At 67.4% G+C, this 19695-nt stretch carries 16 protein-coding genes and 1 other RNA gene; 7 read left to right on the forward strand and 10 right to left on the reverse strand.

What is annotated here, in order from left to right; genetic code table 11:
* Positions 1 to 331: 331 nt before the first annotated feature.
* Positions 332 to 697: RNase P RNA component class A (gene rnpB / locus HBF26_RS05505), an RNA gene on the reverse strand.
* Between the two features lie 61 nt (positions 698 to 758).
* Here rnpB and rsmI point away from each other — a divergent pair.
* From rsmI to HBF26_RS05520, 3 genes are all read left to right on the forward strand, one after another.
* Positions 759 to 1586: a 16S rRNA (cytidine(1402)-2'-O)-methyltransferase gene (rsmI, locus tag HBF26_RS05510; RefSeq protein WP_167123883.1), complete on the forward strand. Its 828-nt coding sequence runs from the start codon at positions 759 to 761 to the stop codon at positions 1584 to 1586.
* Positions 1587 to 1780: 194 nt separating this feature from the next.
* On the forward strand, positions 1781 to 3580 hold the full coding sequence (locus tag HBF26_RS05515; protein ID WP_167123885.1) for a penicillin-binding protein activator: 1800 nt from the start codon (positions 1781 to 1783) through the stop codon (positions 3578 to 3580).
* A gap of 29 nt (positions 3581 to 3609) precedes the next feature.
* Positions 3610 to 3981: a YraN family protein gene (locus HBF26_RS05520; protein WP_167123888.1), complete on the forward strand. Its 372-nt coding sequence runs from the start codon at positions 3610 to 3612 to the stop codon at positions 3979 to 3981.
* A 20-nt stretch (positions 3982 to 4001) separates the two neighbouring features.
* On the opposite strand, the gene HBF26_RS05525 is transcribed toward HBF26_RS05520, so the two are convergent.
* The 7 genes from HBF26_RS05525 to HBF26_RS05555 all read right to left on the reverse strand — a co-directional run bounded on the left by HBF26_RS05525 (position 4002) and on the right by HBF26_RS05555 (position 11269).
* Positions 4002 to 4706 (reverse strand): HAD family hydrolase, encoded by a 705-nt coding sequence (locus HBF26_RS05525; protein ID WP_167123890.1) that lies wholly within the window; start codon positions 4704 to 4706, stop codon positions 4002 to 4004.
* A gap of 3 nt (positions 4707 to 4709) precedes the next feature.
* Entirely contained in the window at positions 4710 to 5960 is a 1251-nt protein-coding gene (locus HBF26_RS05530; RefSeq protein ID WP_167123892.1) for an acetylornithine/succinylornithine family transaminase, read from the reverse strand.
* 321 nt (positions 5961 to 6281) lie between these two features.
* On the reverse strand, positions 6282 to 7619 hold the full coding sequence (locus HBF26_RS05535) for a sigma-54 interaction domain-containing protein (protein ID WP_167123894.1): 1338 nt from the start codon (positions 7617 to 7619) through the stop codon (positions 6282 to 6284).
* Between the two features lie 208 nt (positions 7620 to 7827).
* Entirely contained in the window at positions 7828 to 8646 is an 819-nt protein-coding gene (locus tag HBF26_RS05540; RefSeq protein WP_167123896.1) for an SDR family oxidoreductase, read from the reverse strand.
* Positions 8647 to 8658: 12 nt separating this feature from the next.
* On the reverse strand, positions 8659 to 9261 hold the full coding sequence (locus HBF26_RS05545) for an LON peptidase substrate-binding domain-containing protein (protein WP_167123898.1): 603 nt from the start codon (positions 9259 to 9261) through the stop codon (positions 8659 to 8661).
* Between the two features lie 10 nt (positions 9262 to 9271).
* Positions 9272 to 10630, reverse strand: a complete 1359-nt coding sequence (mpl, locus tag HBF26_RS05550) for a UDP-N-acetylmuramate:L-alanyl-gamma-D-glutamyl-meso-diaminopimelate ligase (protein WP_167123900.1) — start codon at positions 10628 to 10630, stop codon at positions 9272 to 9274.
* Positions 10631 to 10687: 57 nt separating this feature from the next.
* On the reverse strand, positions 10688 to 11269 hold the full coding sequence (locus HBF26_RS05555) for an adenylate kinase (RefSeq protein ID WP_167123902.1): 582 nt from the start codon (positions 11267 to 11269) through the stop codon (positions 10688 to 10690).
* 202 nt (positions 11270 to 11471) lie between these two features.
* Between HBF26_RS05555 and HBF26_RS05560 the strand changes: the two genes are divergently transcribed.
* Complete coding sequence (locus tag HBF26_RS05560; RefSeq protein WP_167123905.1) at positions 11472 to 12728, forward strand: 6-phosphofructokinase; 1257 nt, start codon at positions 11472 to 11474, stop codon at positions 12726 to 12728.
* Positions 12729 to 12824: 96 nt separating this feature from the next.
* Here HBF26_RS05560 and HBF26_RS05565 read toward each other — a convergent pair whose 3' ends face one another.
* Together HBF26_RS05565 and HBF26_RS05570 are read right to left on the reverse strand one after the other, a co-directional pair.
* Complete coding sequence (locus tag HBF26_RS05565) at positions 12825 to 14243, reverse strand: UdgX family uracil-DNA binding protein (protein WP_167123907.1); 1419 nt, start codon at positions 14241 to 14243, stop codon at positions 12825 to 12827.
* 2 nt (positions 14244 to 14245) lie between these two features.
* Positions 14246 to 15460 carry a putative DNA modification/repair radical SAM protein gene (locus HBF26_RS05570; protein WP_167123909.1) on the reverse strand — a complete coding sequence of 405 codons (1215 nt, stop codon included), beginning with the start codon at positions 15458 to 15460 and terminating at the stop codon, positions 14246 to 14248.
* 111 nt (positions 15461 to 15571) lie between these two features.
* On the opposite strand from HBF26_RS05570, the gene HBF26_RS05575 reads away from it, so the two are divergent.
* The 3 genes from HBF26_RS05575 (at position 15572) to HBF26_RS05585 (ending at position 19627) form a co-directional block, all read left to right on the forward strand.
* Positions 15572 to 16858 carry an amidohydrolase family protein gene (locus tag HBF26_RS05575; RefSeq protein WP_167123912.1) on the forward strand — a complete coding sequence of 429 codons (1287 nt, stop codon included), beginning with the start codon at positions 15572 to 15574 and terminating at the stop codon, positions 16856 to 16858.
* 149 nt (positions 16859 to 17007) lie between these two features.
* On the forward strand, positions 17008 to 17430 hold the full coding sequence (locus HBF26_RS05580; protein WP_167123914.1) for an RcnB family protein: 423 nt from the start codon (positions 17008 to 17010) through the stop codon (positions 17428 to 17430).
* A gap of 148 nt (positions 17431 to 17578) precedes the next feature.
* Positions 17579 to 19627 carry a sodium-translocating pyrophosphatase gene (locus tag HBF26_RS05585; protein WP_167123916.1) on the forward strand — a complete coding sequence of 683 codons (2049 nt, stop codon included), beginning with the start codon at positions 17579 to 17581 and terminating at the stop codon, positions 19625 to 19627.
* The last annotated feature ends 68 nt before the right edge of the window (positions 19628 to 19695 follow it).

The raw sequence follows: 19695 nt of genomic DNA on the forward strand, positions 1-19695 counted from the left end.
TTCTTGTGAATCAAAGAGAAAGGACAGCTTGGCCACCATTTCCAGCCATTTCTGAGGAACTGGTGGAAGGTGATTGAATCGCGGGGAGTTTTTGCGACAGGCTTCGTGTTTTCAGCGGTACGAAAACGCCTGGGACTGAACCGGCGTTCACCGTAGGAGCGCGCCACGCGCGCGACATATTTTGAGGCCATGCCTGGGAGCTGGCGCGCCAACCCGTGAACTGGCTCGAAAACATTTCGTACCCGACGCGGGCATAAACGCGCAAGGCGCGCTCCTACATGAAAAAAACCGCGGCGCCCCGGGAGCGGGACGCCGCGGTGCTTTGCAGAAGAAAAGGAGTCGGCCTGTAAGCCGGGTTCTGTGCGTCTTGCGACGTGACAGTCATTCTTCTCGGCCTGGCGTCGCCGCCAGGCTCTAGCAACCTACCCGGGAACGACGCGGGCCGCGTCATGGTTCCCTTATTTGGTCTTGCTCCGGGTGGGGTTTACCGTGCCGTGCGACGTTAGCCCCGCACGCGGTGCGCTCTTACCGCACCCTTTCACCCTTACCTGATCCCCTTTCGGGGCCATCGGCGGTCTGCTCTCTGTTGCACTGGCCGTCAGCTCACGCTGCCCAGGCGTTACCTGGCACCCTGCCCTGTGGAGCCCGGACTTTCCTCGACGCGCACGAGGCGCGACGCGACTGTCCGGCCGACTCCATGGGGAAGTATAGCCGCATCCCATACAATCCCCATCCCCGCCCCGAATATCCCCGACCCCATGCCCAACACTCGTCCCGGCATCCTCCATGTCGTCGCCACGCCCATCGGGCATCGCGACGACATCGGTGCGCGCGCCATCGAGACCTTGCGGCGGGTGAAAGTGATCGCCGCGGAAGACACCCGGCATACGCGTCCCCTCCTCCAGCACCTCGGCATCGACACGCCCCTGGTGGCGCTGCACGACCACAACGAGCGCACCGCGGTCGATGGGCTCGTGGAGCGTCTGCGCGGCGGCGACGACGTCGCGCTCGTATCCGACGCAGGTACTCCGCTGATCAGCGACCCCGGCTTCCGGCTCGTCCGGGCGGCGCGGGCCGCCGGCCTCCGGGTGAGCCCCGTCCCCGGTGCCAGCGCCGTGATCGCCGCACTCTCCGTCGCCGGCCTGCCCAGCGACCGGTTCGTCTTCGAAGGCTTCCTCCCTGCGAAACCCGGCGCGCGCCGCGCGCGGCTGGGCGAACTCGCTGGCGAAGCACGCACCCTCATCTTCTACGAGTCGTCGCATCGCATCCTGGAATCGCTCCAGGACATGCGCGACACCTTCGGCGCCGATCGCGAGGCCGTGGTCGCACGGGAGCTCACCAAGATGTTCGAGACCGTGCTCGACGGCACCCTCGAAAGCCTGGTTCGTCAGGTCGGCACCGACCCCAACCAGCAGAAGGGGGAATTCGTGGTGATGGTCGCCGGGCGGGAAGCCGGAGAGGACAAGCGCCTCGCCGAAGGGCTGCGCGTCTTTGCCATCCTCAAGGACGAACTGCCGCCCGCCAAGGCGGCAAAGCTCGCGGCGGCGATCACCGGGGCGCCGCGCAAGGCGCTTTATGGCGCCTGAGGCGAGCCAACTACTGTGGGAGCCGCTTCAGCGGCGATCCCGCAGCAGCGGGCAAGCCTGAGGCGAGCACCCATCGCCGCTGAAGCGGCTCCCACGCAAAGCGGCCCACCTCACGCCGGCCTCGCGAATCGATGGGCTATGATCCGGACGTTTCGGTGCCGGAAGGCGCCCGTGCAGCCAAGGAACATCACCCGATGCGATCGATCCGTGCAGCCACCCTCGGTCTCCTGCTTTCCGCCGGCCTTGCCGGCTGCGTCACCCAGGGCGGCGTGCAACATGGCGCTCCGCCGTCCGGCGCCGCCACGCAGGCGGCCCAGGCCCTCTACACGAAGGGCCAGTTCGACCAGGCTGCCCAGGCCTACCTCGCCCTGGCGGATCAGGATGGCGACCATCGCGACTACTACAAGCTGCTGGCCGCCGAGGCATACCGCCAGGAAGGCGCCCTCGATCGCGCCGCGCCGGTCGTGGCCGGCATTCGCCGGTCGCGCCTGGAGGGCGAGGACGCCCTGCGCTTCGATGCGCTGCGCGCCGAGATCGCCCTGAAGAACAACGACGCGAAAACGGCGCTGTCGCTCACCGGCAAGCCTGCGGCGCGCGTGTCGCCGCAGATCGACCAGCGGCTTGCCGAACTCAGGGCACGTGCGCAGGCGGCAGCAGGCGATTCCTGGAGCGCCGCCCAGACCCGCATCGAACTCGACCGCCAGTTGCGCGGTGTCGACCGCGAGGAGAATCGCAAGGAAATCCTCGCCCTGCTCACCGGCCTCGGTGCGCAGCCCCTTGCCGAACGGGGCGGCTCCCTGCCGGCGAACGATCCCATGAAGCCCTGGGTCGTCGAGGCACAGGCCCAGCTCGGCAACGTGAACCGCTTACCCGCCGTGCTCGACCAGGCCGTGGGTACGGTCACCGGAGACAAGGGCGTTCGCGAGGGTTACAAGGTGCCCGGGAAGGTCGCCCTGCTTCTCCCGTTGTCCGGACCGCTCGCCGGTGCGGGTGCCGCGATCCGCGACGGGTTCTTCGCCAACTACCTCGAAGCGGCGCACACGGGTGCGCCTCGACCGGACATCGCCGTGTACGACTCCGGCAACGATGCGCAGCACGCCGTCGCCGCCTACGACAAGGCCGTGGCCGAGGGTGCCCGCTTCGTCGTCGGCCCGCTCAACCGCGACGGCGTTTCGGCCATCTTCGCGAAGGGCGCGCTTCCCGCGCCGATGCTCACGCTGAACTATCCAAACGACAACCGGAACCTGCCGCCGGCGGGTGCCAACGAGTTCGGCCTGCTTCCCGAAACCGAGGGCGCGCAGGTCGCCGACCACATGGCGGACCGCGGCCTGCGGACCGCCACGCTGATCGTCTCCACCGACGATTTCGCGCGCCGGGCGGGCAACGCGTTCAAGGCCGAGTGGCAGGCGCGCGGCGGCACCCTGGCAAGCCAGGTCACGCTCGACGCGAACAGCATCGATTTCGCTTCGCAGCTGTCCGAGCCCGTGGGGCAGGATCCGGCCACCAGCGGTGTCTTCATCAGCATGAAGCCGCAGCAGGCCCGCCTGCTCCTTCCGCAGCTACGGCTCGCGAAGAACACCCTTCCGGTGTTCGCCACTTCGCACGTGTATGCGGGGGGCGACGACCCGACGGCCGACCGCGACCTGGAAGGCGTGGAATTCTGCGACGCACCGTGGCTCTTCGACGCGCAGTCGGGCCTGCCCCGCCGTGCCTCGCTGACCGACGCGCTGCCGGCGACGAAGGGCGTGAGCGGGCGCCTGTTCGCCTTCGGCATGGACGCATGGGGCCTGGTGCCGTACATCGACTGGATGCGCGGCCATCCGGGCAGCTACCTGCCCGGCGCCACGGGCCAGCTGGTCGCGGACGAATTCGGCCGCGTGCGTCGCGTACTCATCTGGGCGCGTTTCGCCGACGGCGTGGCCCGTCCGGTCGCGGGTAGCCTCGAACTCGAAGCGCCCGCCACGGCCCCGAACGTCGAGAGCGGCGGCGGCTGAACCAGGGGGCGCGAACAGGGAGTGTTCGCATGGCCCCACCCACGAAGAAGACCACACCGCGCCGCGCCACAGGTAACCGATTCGAGGCGCAGGCGCGGGAGTTCCTCGAATCGCGCGGGCTATGGCTCGTGCGAGCCAATTTCCTCTGCCGCCACGGTGAGATCGACCTGGTGATGCGCGACGGGGAAACCGTCGTCTTCGTCGAGGTCCGCTATCGCCGCGACGGAGCCTTCGGCGGACCGCTGGCCTCGGTGACCATGGCCAAGCGGCGCAAGCTGATCAGCGCGGCGCACCTGTGGATGGCGTGGCATCCGCACGACGCGCGGCGACCCAGCCGCTTCGACGTGCTGGCCTTCGAGGGCGACGACATGGAGTGGGTCCGCGGCGCCTTCGAGGCGTGAGGGAGTGACACTCCCCCGCTTTACCGCTCCGTTGGCTTTTCGCCGCTATGGCGGCTCCCGCAGAGGAAATCCTCGCGGCGCATCCTCGCCAGTTCCGCCACGGCGCCCACGGTGATGTCCGGCGGCGTTTCTTCCAGTTCCTTGCCCGCGGCGGCGGCATAGTGGCCCTGGCGGACGAACACCGTGGTCACCTTGTCGCCCAGCAGCTTCTTCATCGCGACGAGGATGCGTGGCTTGTCGTCCACCATCACGTAGTGGTCCGCCGGGTAACGCGCACGGACGTCGTCGAGCATGTCTTCCTTGTGCACGTAGATCAGCACGTCCTCTTCGAACACGTCCCACAATCCCGCACGGCGGATCTTCCGCGGCTGGAACACGGTATCGCCATCGGACAGGATGACCGGGCGCCCCATGCTGCGCAGGTGCGCGATCGTCTCGGGCACGCCCGGGAACCGGCGCTCGTCGAAGGGGTAGTCGAGCAGGAAGAACGACAGACGCAGGTAGGCCGGATCGCCGCCCTTGCCGCGCAAACGCTGCAGGGCGCCGAGGTAGTCAGCGTAGCCCACGTCGGCGCGGATCTGCGTGTCGATCGCCGCGTACCGGGCCGGGCCCTCCGGGCCCAACTCTGCCTCGAGCCGTGCGGCGAGGTCGGTGCTGAATCGATCGTTGTCGATCAGGGTGTTGTCGACGTCGAAGAGAAAGACGACAGGGTCCTTGGCCGGCACGGATCAGGCCACCTTCGCTTCGCTGGCGAATACCGCCAGGGCCGCCGCCAGCCGTGCGAGGCCCTCCGCGGTCTCCTCGTCGGAGATGGTCAGGGGCGGCACGATGCGCAGCACGTCGGGGCCCGCCTGCAGGATCAGCAAGCCGTGCGCTGCAGCGAGGTCGAGGATCTCTCCGGCACGCCCCTTGTACGGCGTGTCCAGCACCGCACCGATCATGAGGCCGCGGCCACGTACCTCGGAAAACAGGTGCAGTTCGTGGTTGATCTTCGCGAGGCCCGCGCGAATGTCGTTGCCCTGCCGCTCCACGTTGAGCAGCACGGCCGGCGATGCGATCTTCTCCAGCGCCACGCGCGCCACGGCGGCGGCCATCGGATTGCCGCCGAAGGTCGTTCCGTGCGCGCCGAACTGCATCACGTCGGCCACTTTCGGTCCGACCAGCATGGCGCCGATCGGGAAACCGGCGCCCAGCGCCTTGGCGAGGGTGACGATGTCCGGCGTGACGTGGTCGTGCGTATGCGCGAACAGCGTCCCGGTGCGGCCCATGCCGCACTGGATCTCATCGAGCACCATCAGCGCGCCATGCGCGTCGCACAGTTCCCGCACCGTCTTGAGGAACCCCGGCTCGGCCGGCATCACGCCGCCCTCGCCCTGCACGGGCTCCAGCATGACGGCCGCCACGCCGCCCTGCCCGAATGCCTCTTCCAGCGCCGCGGGATCGTTGAAAGGCACGTAGCGGAAGCCACCGGGCAACGGTTCGTAGCCCTCCTGGTACTTCGGCTGCGCCGTGGCGGTGACAGCGGCCAGCGTGCGACCGTGGAAGGACCCGGTGAAGGTGACGATCACGCGCTGCTCGGGCGGCCTGCCTTGCGAGGCGGCCCACTTGCGCACGAGCTTGATGGCGGCCTCGTTGGCCTCCGTACCCGAATTGCACAGGAAAACGCGTTCCGCGAACGGCGCATGGCCCACGAGTTCGGCGGCAAGCCGCAACGGCGGCTCGGAGTAGAACACGTTGCTGGCGTGCCAGAGCTTGTGCGCCTGGGCTACCAGGGCATCGACCAGGTCCGGATCCTGGTGGCCCAGCGCGTTCACGGCGATGCCCGCGCCGAAGTCGAGGTAATCGCGGCCTTCCGTATCCCACACCCGGGCGCCCTTGCCGTGGTCGAGCACGACGTCGCGTGGCCGGTAGACGGAAAGCCAGTAACGCTTGCCCAGGGCGATGAGATCGGACGGTTCGGCAGGGTGCGACGACGACATGACTTGCGACTCCGGTTAGGAGGAGCATCGTACTAAGGCGTGGGACATGCCGACAACGCTGCGATGTACCGCACTTGCAACGTTCTGTTACAGATCGCTACACGGGCTGAACGGCCCCGCCGGCGGTGGCACTCGGAAAATCCTTGCGAATCAAAGAAGCGGCCCGTGGCACGGCGCTTGCTCCCCAAGGGAACAAGGCCCTGTGAAGCCGCGTGGTTCGTTCGCCCGACGACCCTGCCAAGCCGGACGACGAATGGGAACTCCCGGTCCTCCCAGAGGACCGGGAGTTTTCTTTTCCGCGCATGCGTGGGAGGCGGGGCCTTATCGAAGCTGATCGAGGGCCAGTTGATGCTTCTTGCAGAGACGGTAGACCGTGACGCGGGACACACGCAGGCGGCGGGCGCATTCGCTGATATTGAACGCGCTCGCGCGAAGGCAGTCCACGATGGCCTCGCGTTCCGCGGATGTGCGCGCGCTTCCCAGGCTGTCCCGGTCGCCGCTGGGGCTGTCCACGCAGAGTTCGAGGTCGTCGGGCGTGATGAGCGCATCGTCCGCGATCACTGCGGCGCGCTGCACCCGGTTCATCAGTTCGCGCACGTTGCCCGGCCAGGAAAAGGCATTGAGTGCCTTGCGCGCACTGGTACTGAAGGCGCGGGCCCGGGTGCCGTAGCTTTCACGGAATGCGTCGAGGAAATGCTGCGCCAGCAGTTCGATATCGCCCTTGCGCTCGCGCAAGGGCGGCATGCGCAGCCGCAACACGTTCAGGCGATAGAACAGATCTTCGCGGAAACGGCCCTGCGCCACGGCCTTTTCCAGGTCGACGTGGGTCGCGGCGAGCACGCGCACGTCCACCTTGATCGACTGGCAGCTCCCGATCCGTTCGATCGTTCCCTCCTGCAGCACACGCAGGAGATTCGTCTGCGCGTCCAACGGCAGGTCGCCGATCTCGTCGAGGAAGACGGTGCCGCCATCCGCCGATTCGAAATGGCCGATACGCCGTGCCGTCGCACCGGTGAACGCACCGCGCTCGTGCCCGAAGAGTTCGGATTGCACGAGGTTCGCGGGCAACGCGCCGCAATTGATCGCCGCGAATGGCTTTCCATGTCTGGGCGACAGCTGGTGCAGCGCGCGCGCCGCCATCTCCTTCCCCGTGCCGGTTTCGCCGGTGATCAGAAGCGGCAGTTCCACAGGCGCGAACTTGCGGATGTTCTGCGACAGCGCGCGTATGGCAGGACTGTTCCCCGTCAGCAGGCTCGGCGCGTCGTCGTCATGGACCACGGGGGCATCGCCGGGCACGCGGGAGAGCGCCTGGCGCAGCGCGCCGAGCGACGACGGGCCTTCGATGATTTCGAATGCGTGGGGAAGAACGTTGCGTATGGACGGATCGGTCGCCTTCGTCTGCGCGCCGGTAAGACCGATCCAGGCCATGCCGGGGTGACTCTGCCGAAGATCGTCGAGGATGCGCACCGCAGCCTGCGGCTTCGTGCGCAGGTCCACCACCGCGATGGCGCCATCGCCACACTCGGGAAGCTCGGCACCGTTTCTCGCGGGATCGGCCACGAGCGTGCGCCATCCCGCACGGATCAGTCCGAAGTGTTCTTCAACGCTCGGTCTTCCAATCCAAACGACGCAACGACCCGTCGATTCCCCGCGCAACATGCCCACTCCTCACCCAGTCTCGTGGCCTGCTGTCAGCTTCGCGGGTTCGACTCCGGACCCGCCGCCGGCACCCCTGCAGGCCGGCAAGCCCCACTCGTCATTCCTGGCCAGCAGGAACGACGGCGCCGACGTTATACCCCGGCACAGCACGCGGCCATACACCAAACGGGCTAGCCCCCTTCACGCCGTTCATTACTTGTCGCGGTAGCTATAAAAACAGGTCGGGAAGCAGCGGGTTGCCGGGAATGACGGCATAACGGTCGAAATTGTGTATTCCGCCTTCGCGCAGCACGTCTTCGTCGATGAAGAAACGGCCCGTCGCTTCACGTGAGGGCTTCGTGAGGATGGCATGGGCCGCATCGGCAACGATCTCCGGCTTGCGGCAGTTTTCGGCTTTCACCGTGTCGCCCAGCATGGCGATGGCGGCCGTGGCGATGACGGTTCTCGGCCAGAGCGCATTGACCGCGATACCCAACGGCGCGAACTCGGGCGCCATGCCCAGCACGCAGTGGCTCATGCCGAATTTGGCGATGGTGTACGCCACGTGCGGCGCGAACCAGTGCGGATCGATGCTCGGCGGCGGCGAGAGCATGAGCACGTGTGGATTCGCCGCCTGTTTCAGGAACGGCAGGCAAGCCTGGGTGGTGAGGAACGTGCCGCGCGTGTTCACCTCGTGCATGAGGTCGAATCGCTTCATCGGGGTGCCCTCGACGCCGGCGAGCCAGATCGCGCTGGCGTTGTTCACGACGATGTCGATGCCGCCGAAGCGCTCCGCCGCGGTGGCCGCCGCCATGCGTACTTCGGATTCCTCGCGTATGTCGACCTTGAGCGGCAACGCGGTACCGCCCGCGGCTTCGATGTCGGCCGCTGCGCTGTGGATCGTGCCCGGGAGACGCGGGTTGGGCACGTTGCTCTTGGCGGCGATGACGATGTTCGCCCCGTCGCGTGCGGCGCGCAGCGCGATAGCGAGGCCGATGCCGCGCGACGCGCCGGTGATGAAGAGGGTCTTGCCGGCGAGCGTGCTCATGGGTGGCCTGCCTCAGGCGCGCTGGAAGCGCGGAAGGATGTCGCGCAGCTCGGCGAGGCGCTGCAGCGGATCGTCGAGTTCGAGCATGTGCTGGCACTCGTTGGCGTCGAGCGGCAGCAGTTCCGACAAGCGGAAGCCGACCCAGCTGGCGTCGTCGGACCGCACCGCGACCTCGTGCCGCCACGGCGGCATCATCTGCTCGGCGAGGCGTTCGAGGATCGTCGCCAGCAAGCCGAACTCGGCCGGTAGCGGCAGGGTGCCCTCATCCGGCCAGGTAGCGATGTCGCCGCGCACCTGGCCATCGGAACGCACACGCGTGCGTGTCACACGAAAGCGCAGGCCGCCTTCGGCGACGATGCCGAGCAGGCCGTCCTCGCGCGTGTGGAAATCGGTAATGGTGGCCAGCGTGCCCACGGCGGCGGGGACGGCAGGCTGCCCGGCCTCGCGGCCTTCGAGGATCATGCACACGCCGAAGGCCCGACCGGTGCGCGCGCATTCGCGCACGAGGTCGATGTAGCGGGGCTCGAAGATGCGCAGTTGCAGGTGACCGCCCGGAAAGAGGACGTTCGACAATGGGAACAGCGGAAGGTCGAGGGCGGGCGTCGTCGCGGCCATGCCCGTCAGTCTAACCCGCGCCCAGCGCCGCGAAGAAGCTGCGGGGCGCGCCTTCGAATCCGCCGTTGGACATGAAGACCACGTGGTCGCCTTCCCGGGCTTCCGCCACGAGGGCGTCCACCAGCGCATCGACGCTGCCGGCGGTGATGCCGCGGCCTCGCAGGGCCGCCGTGACCTTGCCCGCATCCCAGGCCAGTTCGGGGCGATGCAGGAACACCGTGACGTCGGCATCGGCCAGCGAGGGTGCCAGGGCGTCGGCGTGCGCGCCGAGCCGCATCGAATTGGAACGCGGTTCGAGGGCCACGAGGATCCGCGCGTCGCCCACCTTCGCGCGCAACCCGGCCAGGGTGGTGGCGATGGCCGTCGGATGGTGGGCGAAGTCGTCGTACACGGTCACGCCGCGCGCGGTGCCGAGGACTTCCATGCGCCGCTTCACGCTGGCGAAGCCGGCGAACGCCGGCAGCAGGGCCACCGGATCGGCACCCGCTGCCGCTGCCGCGGCCAGGGCCGCCAGCGCGTTCATCACATTGTGCCGGCCGAGCGAACTCCAGTGGATGTCGCCCAGGATCGCTCCGTTATGGCGCACCCGGAAATGGGAACCGTCCGCGGCGAGGAGTTCGGCGCGCCAGTCGCCGGCGTCGATGCCGAAGGTTTCCACCGGCGTCCACGCCCCCATCGCGAGCACCTCCGCAAGGCGTGCGTCTTCCGCATTCACGATCAGCCGGCCGTTGCCCGGCACGGTGCGCACGAGGTGGTGGAACTGCCGCTGGATCGCGGCGATATCCGGGAAGATGTCGGCGTGGTCGTATTCGAGGTTATTGAGGATCGCGATGCGCGGCCGGTAGTGCACGAACTTCGAGCGCTTGTCGAAGAACGCCGAGTCGTACTCGTCGGCCTCGATGACGAAAGGCTTGCCCTCGCCCCGCCGCGCGGATACGTCGAAGTTGCCGGGCACGCCACCGATGAGGAACCCAGGCGCCTGCCCCGCCGATTCGAGGAGGTAGGCAAGCAGGCTGGTGGTGGTGGTCTTGCCGTGCGTGCCGGCCACGGCCAGCACCTCGCGGCCGCCAAGCAGCGTCTCGCCCAGCCATTGCGGCCCGGAAATGTAGCGCATGCCCTCGTTGAGCATGTATTCCACGGCGGGGTTGCCGCGGACCATGGCGTTGCCCACCACGACCAGGTCGGGCGCGGGTGTCAGGTGGGCGGCCGTGTAACCCTGCATCAGGCCGATGCCTAGCGCCTCGAGCTGCGTGCTCATGGGGGGATACACGTTGGCATCGGAGCCTTCGACCTGCAGGCCAAGCTCCTGCGCAAGGGCGGCGACGCCACCCATGAAGGTGCCGCTGATACCGAGGATATGGACGCGCATGGCTGGGCTCGTGGGTCGTGGCGTCGAAAGGCCCGCCGCAGCCGGCGGGCCCGGAGATCAGGCGCTGGCGGCGGACGTGCTGTCGAGCGCGGCCTTGATACGGGCGGTGACCTCGTCGAGCTCGCCCACGCCGTCCACGACCTTCAGCTTGCCGCGTTTCGCATAGAACTCCGCGACCGGGGCCGTCTGGTCGGCATAGATGGCCAGGCGCTTTTTGACGGTTTCCGGGTTGTCGTCCGGGCGGCCTTCCTTGTTGAAGCGCACCACGCAGCGATCGACGATCGCTTCGTTGGGCACTTCGAGCTTGATCACCACGTCGAGCGGCTGACCGATACGGGCAAGCACGCCGTCGAGCGCTTCAGCCTGGGCCAGGTTGCGCGGGTAGCCGTCGAGGATGAAGCCGGGCTTGGCATCCGGCTGGCCGAGGCGCTCTTCGATGATGCCGAGCATGATGTCGTCGGACAGCAGCTGGCCGGCGTCCATGATGCTCTTGGCTTTCTTGCCCAACTCGCTCTCGGCCTTGATCTCCGCGCGCAGGAGATCGCCGGTGGAGATGTGCGGAATGCCCAGGTCCTGCTTCAGGCGGGTGGCCTGGGTGCCCTTGCCGGAACCGGGGGCGCCGAATAGCACGAGTCGCATTGATGCTCCATTTCGCCGGAGAAGCGGGAAAATCCGCCACCGGACACGAGAAAAATGGGTCCCAAGGTAACGGCAGGGGCGCCGCCACGTCAAACTCCCGACACCCTGGCGCTGTACCGCCCCCGTCCCGCAGGCGCCTTCAAGGCGCGGCGACGCGCGGCGCGCTACGCTGGGGCTTTCGACCACCAGAAGGACCCGAAGCATGGCCGCCGGAAAAATTCTCTACGCCCAGTCGGGTGGCGTTTCCGCCGTGATCAACGCGACCGCCGCGGGCGTGATCGAGACCGCCCGCGACAAGGGCATCCCGGTCTATGCCGCCCGCAACGGCATCCTCGGCGCGCTGCGCGAGGAGCTGATCGACACGACCAAGGAGGCGAAGGCCAACATCGCCGCGCTGAAGCACACGCCCGGCGGGGCGTTTGGCTCCTGCCGCTACAAGCTGAAGTCCCTGGAAGAGAACCGTGCGGAGTACGAGCGGCTGATCGAGGTGTTCAAGGCCCACGACATCCGCACCTTCCTCTACAACGGTGGGAACGACTCGGCCGACACGGCCAACAAGGTTTCCAAGATCGGCCAGGCCCTGGGTTACGAGGTGAACTGCATCGGCGTGCCCAAGACCATCGACAACGACCTCGTGGTCACGGACACCTGCCCAGGCTTCGGCTCGGTGGCGAAATACACCGCCATTGCCGTGCGCGAGGCCAGCCTCGACGTGGCGTCCATGATGGACACCTCAACCAAGGTCTTCATCATCGAGGTGATGGGCCGCCATGCCGGCTGGATTGCCGCGGCGGCGGGACTGGCGGGTGCCGGCGCGGGCGATCCCCCTCACGTGATCCTGTTCCCCGAAAACGTGTTCGATCCCGAGGCGTTCCTCGCCAAGGTCAAGGCCACCGTGGAGAAGGTCGGTTACTGCACGGTCGTCGTGTCGGAAGGCGTGAAGGACAGCGAAGGCAGGTTCCTCGCCGAATCCGGTGCGCGCGACGCCTTCGGCCATGCGCAACTCGGCGGCGCCGCGCCGGTGCTTGCCGCGCTGGTGCGCGAGAAGCTCGGGTACAAGTATCACTGGGCGCTGCCCGACTACCTGCAGCGCTCGGCGCGCCACGTCGCCTCCAAGACCGACCTCGACCAGGCCTACGCGGTAGGCAAGAAGGCGGTCGAATACGCGGCCGAGGGTTTGAACGCGGTGATGCCGGTGATCGTTCGCACCTCCGACGAACCGTACAAGTGGAAGATCGAGGCCGCCCCGCTCGACAAGATCGCCAACCACGAAAAGAAGATGCCAAAGAACTTCATCTCGAAGGACGGCTTCGGCATCACGGCGGCGGCACGCCGTTACCTCGCGCCGCTGATACAGGGCGAAGCCCCGCCGCCCTATGGCCCTGACGGCCTGCCGGTGTACGTCTCGTTGAAAAACGCACCGGTGCCGAGGAAGTTGAAGAAGTTTGCGGTGGGGTGATACGGCTTTGTGTGGGAGCCGCTTCAGCGGCGATGGATGCTCGCGGCAAGCTTGCCCGCTGCCGCGGGATCGCCGGCAGAGCCGGCTCCCACAGGTTCACCCCAACACTTCGCGCATCAGCTTCAGATCGCGCACGAAGTCGGCGAAGCCGGCTTCGCGCGCGTCGTGGTCGGGAAGGCGCAACAGGTACGAGGGATGCACCGTCGCCATCGCCTTCCGGCCATCCGGCAGGTCGAGCCACTGCCCACGCTGGGCCATGAGGCGGAACGACGAACCGAACACGCCCTGTGCGGCCATGGCCCCCATGCACACGATGCCGTGGGGGCGAATTCGTTCGATCTCGGCGGCGAGCCAGGGCCGGCATGCGGCCTGCTCCTCGGCGTTTGCGCGCTTGTGCAGGCGCACCTTCCCGCGCGGCTCGAACTTGAAGTGCTTCACTGCGTTGGTGACGTAAAGCGCCGACCGATCGATGCCCGCCTCGTCCAGCGCCCGGTCGAACAACTTGCCCGCCGGGCCAACGAACGGCTTGCCGGCGAGGTCTTCCTGGTCGCCCGGCTGCTCGCCGATCACCACGATGCGCGCATCGGACGGTCCGGCCCCGAACACGGTCTGCGTCGCGGGCTTCCACAGGTCGCACGCGCGGCAATCGCGAGCCTGCCTGCGCAACGCGGCGATGCTGCCTTCGGGCGCGTCCACCGCCGCCTTCTGCAGGGGCGTTACCTTCTTCCTCGGCACCGTCGGTTGTCTCTCGACCATCGCCTGCATCCTCGGCAGCGCATCGCGAACCAGTTCGGGGATGAGCCGCGCCTCCGGCAGGTTCTTCCAGTACTTCACCGGCATCTCGCGACGCATCGCGTCCACTTTCAGGCGGGCCGGATTGAAGATGCTGGCGTAATAGGTACGCCACAGATCCTCGAGCGCATCTTCCGTCGGCGCATCCGCGCGGTCGGCGCCCGGCCCGATCGCGAGCGTGGCGCCATCCCAGTGCGCGCTGCGTGATGGCGTCAGCAACGACCAGTGCATGCCGGTGAACCGGCGCACGAAGAACGGCGCCACGGCGGGCACGATGTCGTGCTCGGGTTCGAACCACGCGACATACACTGTGTCCTCGCCAAGCCGCACTTCGCGAAAGCGCACGAAGGCCTTCATCTTGTGCATGTCGCGGCTCACCTGGCGTGCGCAGGCGTGTGCCCATGCCACGTCCTCGTCGGTGGCGATGCGCAGCAATTCCCTTTCGCCGTGCGCAATGCGCCACAGCATCCGGTAAAGCGTGGCATGGCGACGCGGATCGCGATGCGCGAGCACCGTGCCGGCCAGCCCGAGAAACGCGCGCGGCACGGCAGGGACGGTCGTCCGGCGCGCAGGCGGTATGACATCGTCGCTGCCGAAGAGCCCGCCGCCGGCACCGGTTCGCCATTCGACGTCGGCCGGATCGACCCCCGCCAGCAGCAGGGACCGGGCTTTCGCCCGCCATGCGTCGAGGTCCGACGGGTCGTCCAACGTCACCGCCAGCATTGTCAGCCGAAGAGATCGGGCTGCGCGGGCTCGCGCAGGTCGCCACGCAGCAGCGGCGTGTCGCGGTCGCCGCGAGGACGGTGATCCACCGTCTCCACGAACGGCGCCACTTTCTTCACCGGCACCCTCAGACGTACCAGATCGTCGTAACGGACGCGCCGATGCGCCCGCATCGCGATCAGCTTGTCCACTGTCTTCACGCCGAGGCCCGGCACGCGCAGGAGCATCTCGCGCGAGGCGCGGTTCACGTCCACGGGAAACCGTTCGCGATGGCGCAGCGCCCAGGCCAGTTTCGGGTCCATGTCCAGCGAGAGCATGCCGTCGTCGCCCGGCGGCGCGATCTCGTCGGCGGCGAAGCCGTAGAAACGCATGAGCCAGTCAGCCTGATAAAGGCGATGTTCGCGCACCAGCGGCGGCGGCTTGAGCGGCAGTATCTTCGAGGCGTCCGGAATCGGACTGAAGGCCGAGTAATAGACACGGCGAAGGTGATAGTTGGTGTAGAGGTTGGTGCTGGCGGTCAGCACGTCGCGATCGCTGGCGGCATCGGCGCCCACGATCATCTGCGTACTCTGGCCGGCCGGCGCAAATCGGGGTGCCTTCTTCTCCGCCTTCGCCTCGTCGATGGACAGGCGCAGCCGGCCCATCGCGCTGCGGATGTCGCCCAGGTCCTTTTCGGGCGCCAGCGACTTGAGGCCGCCTTCCGTGGGCATCTCCACATTGATGCTGAGGCGGTCGGCCCACCTGCCCGCGGCGTCGATCAGTTCCGGTGCCGCATCGGGAATGGTCTTCAGGTGGATGTAGCCCGCGAACCTGTGCTCGGTACGGAGCGTGCGCGCGACACGCACCAGCTGCTCCATCGTGTAATCGGGCGACTGGATGATGCCGGAGGAGAGGAACAGTCCTTCGATGTAATTGCGGCGGTAGAACGCCAGCGTGAGCTCCACCACCTCCTCGACCGTGAAGCGCGCCCGCGGCACGTTACTGCTGCGCCGGTTCACGCAGTACACGCAGTCGTATACGCAGAAGTTCGTCAACAGGATCTTCAGGAGCGAGATGCAGCGTCCATCGGGTGCATAGGCGTGACAGATGCCCATGCCTTCCGTCGAGCCGATGCCGCCGCTCTTCAGCGAGTTCCGGCCCTTTCCGCCGCTCGACGAGCACGATGCGTCGTACTTCGCGGCGTCGGCGAGGATGGCGAGTTTCTCTGTCACGTTCATGGGGACGGCCATGGTGCCAAAAGAGGCCTCGTGGCGCGTGAAGACTCCTCCCGGGGGTCTGCGCCTGCGGCGTCCCCGGTATCATGAGGACCTTGCCCCTGGAACCGCCTCATGGACCTCGTCATTCGTCACGCCACGCTTCCCGATGGCCGTTCCGACGTGGATATCGGCATCGACGGCGGGAAGTTCGCCGCGATCCAGCCCGCGCTTCCGGCGAAGGGCGTGGAAGAGATCGACGCGGCGGGCCGTCTCGTCAGCCCGCCGTTCGTCGACGCGCACTTCCACATGGACGCCACCTTGTCGCTCGGCCTGCCTCGGCTGAACGCGTCCGGCACGCTGCTGGAAGGCATCGCGCTATGGGGCGAACTGAAACCCCACCTCACCCAGCAGGCGCTGGTTGACCGCGCCATGGCGTACTGCGACATGGCCGTGGCGCAGGGACTGCTCGCGATCCGCAGCCATGTGGACGTATGCGACGACCGCCTGCTCGCCACGGAGGCACTGCTCGAAGTGAAGCGCCGCGTGGCGCCCTACCTCCACCTGGAACTGGTGGCGTTCCCCCAGGATGGCCTGCTTCGCTCGGCCCGCGCACGCGAAAACCTCGTACGCGCCCTGGACATGGGCGTCGACGTGGTCGGCGGCATTCCGCACTTCGAACGCAGCATGGCCGACGGCGCGTCGTCGATCCGCTGGCTCTGCGAACTGGCTGCCGAACGCGGACTGCGCGTGGACATGCATTGCGACGAGTCCGACGATCCGCTGTCGCGGCACATCGAGACCCTGGCCGCCGAAACGGTGCGCACGGGACTGCAGGACCGCGTAGCCGGCTCGCATCTCACCTCGATGCACTCGATGGACAATTACTACGTGTCCAAGCTGCTCCCCCTCATCGCGGAAGCCGGGGTACACGCCATCGCCAATCCGCTCATCAACATCACCTTGCAGGGGCGGCACGACACGTACCCGAAGCGACGGGGCATGACCCGCGTACCGGAACTCATGGACGCCGGCGTGAACGTGGCCTTCGGGCACGATTGCGTCATGGACCCGTGGTACGGCATGGGCAGCGGCGACATGCTCGATGTCGCGCACATGGGTTTGCACGTGGCCCAGATGACCTCCACTAGCGGCGTCGCCCGTTGCTTCGAAGCCGTCACGACCCACGCCGCACGCGTCCTCGGGTTGGAGGGCTACGGCATCGCGCCGGGGCATCGCGCGGACTTCGTGCTGTTGCAGGCGGGCGACGTGCACGAGGCGATCCGGCTGCGGGCGGCCCGCCTGCTGGTGGTGCGCGAAGGGCGCATCCTGGCTCGCTCGCCGGAGCGGCAGACACGCCTGAGCCTGCCGGAACGCCCTTCCGAACTGACCCTGGAGTTCCGGCCGGGCTCGATTTCCTGAACCGCTCGGTTCAGTAGCTGTCGCGACAATGAACGCTTTCGTGGAGCTTTCGTTTCGTAGGACTTCACGTTCAGCCTTGCCTTCCTAGCATCCGAACTGCCGATCGGCCGCACGAGCTGCGGCACTGCGATCGCATTGGGAGACTGGACATGAAAACGATGCTGCGTACCGCGTTTGCCGCCATCGCGCTGGCTGCCACCACGGCAGCTTTCGCGGACGACCACCACGGTCACGACCGCGGCCGGTACGATCACGACTACCGCCACGACAATGGCCGCTGGCGCCACGACAACGGCTGGCATGGGCATCGCCCGCCTCCCCCGCCGCCTCATTACGGGCACGGCTACTACCATCGGCCGCCGCCCCACTACGGCCCGCCGCCGCGTTACTACCAGCGTTGGGGCCGTTGGGAACGCGGTCACCGTTATTACGGCCGCCCGGTGGTCGTCTACGACTACGGCAGCTACCGCCTGCGCCCGCCGCCGCGCGGCTACCACTGGGTCCGTGACAACAGCGACTTCCTCCTTGTCGCCATCGCCACCGGCGTGATCCTCGATATCGCCACTCGCTGAAGACACGTGCCACGGTAGTCGGTAGCGAAATCTACCGACTACCGAATTCGCGCAAGGACTTGCGCAGCGCACAACGCCAATCCGCGCCTCCCCTGCCTATACTCGGACCGGGCCCCATGTTGGGCTCCCACAATCCGGGGAGGCTTCGATGCTGCAACAGTACGGTTTATGGATCGCGCTGGCATGTGCGGTCGTCGCGATTCTGTACGGCGCGTTTTCGGTCAGCTGGGTTCTGGCGAGATCGCCGGGCAATGAACGCATGCAGGAAATTGCCGCCGCCATCCAGGAAGGCGCCCGCGCTTACCTCAACCGCCAGTACGCCACGATCGGCGTGGTCGGCATCGTACTTTTCCTGCTCATCGGCATCTTCCTCGACTGGGGCACCGCCATCGGCTTCGCGCTGGGGGCGCTGTTATCGGGAGCCGCCGGCTACATCGGCATGAACGTTTCGGTTCGTGCCAACGTTCGTACCGCGGAGGCCGCCAGGAGCGGCCTTTCTTCTGCCCTCGCCGTGGCCTTCAGGGGCGGCGCCATCACCGGCATGCTCGTGGTGGGCCTCGGCCTGCTCGGCGTCGCCGGCTACTACGGCGTGCTGACTCACATGGGCTACGAACAGGGGCATGTACTGCACGCCCTGGTGGGCCTGGCGTTCGGCTCGTCGCTCATCAGCATCTTCGCCCGCCTGGGCGGCGGCATCTTCACCAAGGGCGCCGACGTGGGGGCCGACCTGGTCGGCAAGGTGGAAGCGGGCATTCCGGAAGACGACCCGCGCAACCCGGCGGTGATCGCGGACAACGTGGGCGACAACGTCGGTGACTGCGCCGGCATGGCCGCCGACCTGTTCGAAACCTATGCCGTGACCCTCATCGCCACGATGCTGCTGGGCGGTGTGATGGCCACCGTGGTCGGGCCAAACGGGGTTCTCTATCCCCTGGTGCTCGGCGGCGCATCCATCGTGGCCTCGGTCATCGGCACCTTCTTCGTGAAGACCCGCGGCGGCAAGATCATGAACGCGCTGTATGCGGGCGTGGCGGTATCCGCCGTGCTGGCCGCCATCGCATTCTGGCCGATCACCCAGGCGCTGATGGCGGATTCGGGTTTCGGGGTCGGCCGCATCTATGGCTGCGCCCTCATCGGACTGGTACTCACCGGCGCCATGGTGGTGATCACTGAGTACTACACGGCCACCGAGTACCGCCCGGTGCGCCATGTGGCGCAGTCGTCCACCACCGGCCATGCGACCAACATCATCGCCGGCCTCGGCGTCTCGATGAAGTCCACCGCCCTGCCGGTGCTGGCCGTATGCGCGGCCATCTGGGGCGCGTTCGCCCTCGCGGGCCTCTACGGCATCGCCATCGCGGCCACGGCCATGCTCAGCATGACGGGCATGGTGGTAGCGCTCGACGCTTACGGCCCCATCACCGACAACGCGGGCGGCATCGCGGAGATGGCCGAGTTGCCGGCCGAGGTGCGCGGCGTCACCGATCCACTCGACGCGGTGGGCAACACCACCAAGGCCGTGACCAAGGGGTATGCCATCGGCTCGGCGGGACTGGCCGCGCTGGTGCTGTTCGCCGATTACACCCATAACCTGGGCCTCCATTTCGGCGGCACGCCGGTGACCTTCGACCTGTCGAACCACTACGTGATCATCGGCCTGCTCATCGGCGGCCTGATTCCGTACCTCTTCGCCGCCATGGCCATGGAAGCCGTGGGCCGCGCCGCCGGTGCGGTGGTGGAGGAAGTGCGGCGCCAGTTCCGGGAAATCGCGGGCATCATGCAGGGCACCACCAAGCCCGACTATTCGCGCGCGGTGGACATGCTCACCCGTTCCGCCATCCGCGAAATGCTGGTGCCCTCGCTGCTGCCCGTCCTGGTGCCGGTCGTGGTCATCTTCGGCTTCAAATGGCTCGGCGGCCCCCAGGCCGGTGCGCAGGCCCTCGGCGGCGTGCTGATCGGCACCATCGTCACCGGCCTGTTCGTGGCCATCTCCATGACCACCGGCGGCGGTGCGTGGGACAACGCCAAGAAGTACATCGAGGACGGCCACTTCGGGGGCAAGGGATCCGATGCGCACAAGGCGGCCGTGACCGGCGACACCGTCGGCGACCCGTACAAGGACACCGCCGGCCCGGCGGTGAATCCGCTGATCAAGATCATCAACATCGTGGCGCTGTTGCTGATCCCGCTGCTCTGACCCACTGTAGGAGCGCGCCCTGCGCGCGACATGTTTTGAGGCCGTGCCGGAGAGCTGGCACGCCAGCT

The organism is Luteibacter jiangsuensis, from assembly GCF_011742555.1.
GTDB classification, from domain to species: Bacteria; Pseudomonadota; Gammaproteobacteria; order Xanthomonadales; family Rhodanobacteraceae; genus Luteibacter; species Luteibacter jiangsuensis.

What these genes read in the sequence shown, in the direction of transcription:
- HBF26_RS05585 (WP_167123916.1), top strand. Translation starts at nt 17,579, where the DNA reads ATGCTGCAACAGTACGGTTTATGGATCGCGCTGGCATGTGCGGTCGTC.
- HBF26_RS05540 (WP_167123896.1), bottom strand. Translation starts at nt 8,646, where the DNA reads ATGAGCACGCTCGCCGGCAAGACCCTCTTCATCACCGGCGCGTCGCGC.
- mpl (WP_167123900.1), bottom strand. Translation starts at nt 10,630, where the DNA reads ATGCGCGTCCATATCCTCGGTATCAGCGGCACCTTCATGGGTGGCGTC.
- HBF26_RS05565 (WP_167123907.1), bottom strand. Translation starts at nt 14,243, where the DNA reads ATGCTGGCGGTGACGTTGGACGACCCGTCGGACCTCGACGCATGGCGG.
- HBF26_RS05560 (WP_167123905.1), top strand. Translation starts at nt 11,472, where the DNA reads ATGGCCGCCGGAAAAATTCTCTACGCCCAGTCGGGTGGCGTTTCCGCC.
- HBF26_RS05515 (WP_167123885.1), top strand. Translation starts at nt 1,781, where the DNA reads ATGCGATCGATCCGTGCAGCCACCCTCGGTCTCCTGCTTTCCGCCGGC.
- HBF26_RS05535 (WP_167123894.1), bottom strand. Translation starts at nt 7,619, where the DNA reads ATGTTGCGCGGGGAATCGACGGGTCGTTGCGTCGTTTGGATTGGAAGA.
- HBF26_RS05520 (WP_167123888.1), top strand. Translation starts at nt 3,610, where the DNA reads ATGGCCCCACCCACGAAGAAGACCACACCGCGCCGCGCCACAGGTAAC.
- HBF26_RS05575 (WP_167123912.1), top strand. Translation starts at nt 15,572, where the DNA reads ATGGACCTCGTCATTCGTCACGCCACGCTTCCCGATGGCCGTTCCGAC.
- HBF26_RS05580 (WP_167123914.1), top strand. Translation starts at nt 17,008, where the DNA reads ATGAAAACGATGCTGCGTACCGCGTTTGCCGCCATCGCGCTGGCTGCC.
- HBF26_RS05555 (WP_167123902.1), bottom strand. Translation starts at nt 11,269, where the DNA reads ATGCGACTCGTGCTATTCGGCGCCCCCGGTTCCGGCAAGGGCACCCAG.
- HBF26_RS05545 (WP_167123898.1), bottom strand. Translation starts at nt 9,261, where the DNA reads ATGGCCGCGACGACGCCCGCCCTCGACCTTCCGCTGTTCCCATTGTCG.
- HBF26_RS05530 (WP_167123892.1), bottom strand. Translation starts at nt 5,960, where the DNA reads ATGTCGTCGTCGCACCCTGCCGAACCGTCCGATCTCATCGCCCTGGGC.
- HBF26_RS05570 (WP_167123909.1), bottom strand. Translation starts at nt 15,460, where the DNA reads ATGAACGTGACAGAGAAACTCGCCATCCTCGCCGACGCCGCGAAGTAC.
- rsmI (WP_167123883.1), top strand. Translation starts at nt 759, where the DNA reads ATGCCCAACACTCGTCCCGGCATCCTCCATGTCGTCGCCACGCCCATC.